This is a genomic window from Streptomyces sp. NPDC001970 (assembly GCF_053594115.1).
On record NZ_JBSFDW010000101.1, the window covers coordinates 1 to 2,475 of the forward strand.

3 protein-coding genes are annotated in these 2,475 nt (G+C 66.2%); 1 reads left to right on the forward strand and 2 read right to left on the reverse strand.

The window, feature by feature from the left end; translation table 11 throughout:
- Window positions 1–91 precede the first annotated feature (91 nt).
- Both ACWCP0_RS41940 and ACWCP0_RS41945 read right to left on the reverse strand, forming a co-directional pair.
- Window positions 92–625: a YbhB/YbcL family Raf kinase inhibitor-like protein gene (locus tag ACWCP0_RS41940; RefSeq protein ID WP_451083958.1), complete on the reverse strand. Its 534-nt coding sequence runs from the start codon at window positions 623–625 to the stop codon at window positions 92–94.
- Between the two features lie 52 nt (window positions 626–677).
- Window positions 678–1,460 (reverse strand): sporulation protein, encoded by a 783-nt coding sequence (locus ACWCP0_RS41945; protein WP_451083959.1) that lies wholly within the window; start codon window positions 1,458–1,460, stop codon window positions 678–680.
- 84 nt (window positions 1,461–1,544) lie between these two features.
- Here ACWCP0_RS41945 and ACWCP0_RS41950 point away from each other — a divergent pair, with 84 nt between their 5' ends.
- Entirely contained in the window at window positions 1,545–2,186 is a 642-nt protein-coding gene (locus ACWCP0_RS41950; RefSeq protein ID WP_451083960.1) for a DNA-3-methyladenine glycosylase, read from the forward strand.
- Window positions 2,187–2,475 lie beyond the last annotated feature (289 nt).

The following is a 2,475-nucleotide window of genomic DNA, read 5'->3' on the forward strand; positions in this document are numbered from 1 at the left end:
CAACGGCTCCAGCTTCGGGCCCCGACGAGGTACTGACGCACTAGCAGCAGAAGTCACACCACAACTAACGATCAACTACTGGCGCAGGACACTAGCCGCGGTTCTCGTACTCGCCGATGAGCTGGGCCCGCGCGAGCGCATGGAACCGCAGGTTGAAGCCCACGACCGCGGGCGACACATCGTCGCCGGGTCCGAGCTTCTCCTGATCCACCGCGTACACGGTGAACACGTAGCGGTGCGGTCCGTCGCCCTTCGGCGGTGCCGCCCCGCCGAAGTCCTTCGACCCGTAGTCGTTACGGACGTGCACGGCGCCGTTGGGCAGGCCCTCGAACGAACCGCCGCCGGCGCCCGCCGGCAGCTCCGTCACCGAAGCCGGAATGTCGAACAGCACCCAGTGCCAGAACCCGCTTCCCGTCGGCGCGTCCGGGTCGAAGCACGTCACCGCGAAGCTCCTGGTCTCCGCGGGGAAGCCCTCCCAGCGCAGTTGCGGCGACGTGTTGCCGGCCGAGTGGACCTGGGCGTCCTTCAGGACACCACCCGGCTCGATGTCGGCGCTCGTCACCGTGAACGACGGCACCGGCGGATGGAAGTCATGAGGCAGCGGAGCCCTCTTCGCCTCGGTCACGTCTGAACCTCCGAATCGGCGTTCCTGCGCATACGCGCTTGCGGCACCGAGCCTAGAGCCAGTTGCGACGGCCGCCGACATCGGCGAGCCACTGGTTGAGGTAAGCGGCGTAATCGGTCGCCTGGAAGTTGTGCAGATCCACCTGGAACGCGCGGTAGGAGTCGCTGCCCTCGCTGAAGAGCCCCGGCTTCTTGTCCATCTCCAGGACGACGTCCATCTCCCGGTTGTCGGCGACGAACGTCAGCTCGACCTGGTTCAGCCCCCGGTACTGCTGCGGCGGCAGGAACTCGATCTCCTGGTAGAACGGCAGCCGCTGTCGCGTTCCGCGAATGTGGCCGCGCTCCATGTCCGCGCTCTTGAAGCGGAAGCCCAGCTGGATGAAGGCGTCGAGAACCGCCTGCTGAGCCGGCAGCGGGTGCACATTGATCGGGTCCAGGTCACCCGAGTCCAGTGCACGGGCGATCTCCAGCTCGGTCGTCACACCGATGTTCATCCCGTGCAACTGCTGCCCGGCGATGCTCGTGATCGGAGTTTCCCAGGGGATCTCCAGACCGAACGGCACCACGTGCAGGGCACCGGCCTTCACCTCGAAGGCACCGCCGAGGCGCAGCTTGGTGAACTCGATGTCCTGCTTGACCTCCTGGTCACCACCCTCGACCTCGACCCGGGCCTGGAGACCGACCGACAGTCCCTCGATCTGCTGATCGACCGAACCGCCCTGGATCCGCACCTCGCCCTGGACGACGCCGCCGGGAACGACGTTCGCCTCGGTCAGCTCCGTCTCGACCGACGCACCGCCGGCACCCAAGCTCGCGAGCAGCCTTTTGAAGCCCATGTTCATTCCTCCTAGGTTCTGACCCCTACATACGCGCCAAGACCGTAGCCGGTTCCCCGGCAGGGACGAGTACCCTCCTAGGCCATGATCGAGAGCCCCGACCGTGCGCCGCTGTCCCGGGACTTCTTCGACCGCCCGGTCCTCGTGGTCGCCCCGGACCTCCTCGGCCGCGTTCTGGTACGCAACACCGAAGACGGTCCCATCGAACTCCGCCTCACCGAGGTGGAGGCCTACGCGGGCGAAGCCGACCCGGGCTCCCACGCCTACCGTGGCCGCACCGCCCGCAACGGAGTGATGTTCGGTCCGCCGGGGCACGCGTACGTCTACTTCACCTACGGCATGTGGCACTGCCTCAATCTCGTCTGCGGTCCCGAGGGCAGCGCCAGCGGAGTCCTGCTGCGCGCCGGCGAGATCCGAGCGGGCACCGAGCTCGCCCGCAAACGTCGAATCTCAGCCAGAAACGACAGGGAACTGGCCAAAGGACCGGCCCGTCTGGCCACGGCCCTCGACATCGACCGCACCCTCGACGGCGCCGACGTCTGCGGCGGTACCGACACCCCTCTGCGGATCCTCACCGGCACGCCTGCCGCCTCTGAACAGGTACGCAACGGTCCGCGCACGGGAGTGGGCGGCGCGGGGGCCGGCCACCCCTGGCGCTACTGGATCACCGACGACCCCACCGTGAGCCCCTATCGGCCTCACACGCCACGCCGCAGGTCAACTTGACTCTGCGTTTCGGGACGCCTAACGTAGCCCGAGCCGCTTGAACAGGGACTGCTGTTCAACAGCCCCCGAAGTGGCCATCCACTACCTACGACGAACCCAAACCGGGTGCGATTTCGGCATGCCGAAATTCAACTCGATCGGCTCGATTATGAGTCGCCAGGGAAATCGGCTAACGTAGTGAACACGCCGAAAGGCAAAAGGCCCTCCAACGGCCACCGGAAACAGAATCCGAACCGGAAACGGAACGGAAAATGAATCTGGTAAGGTTGGAAACACCGAAGGGAAGCGC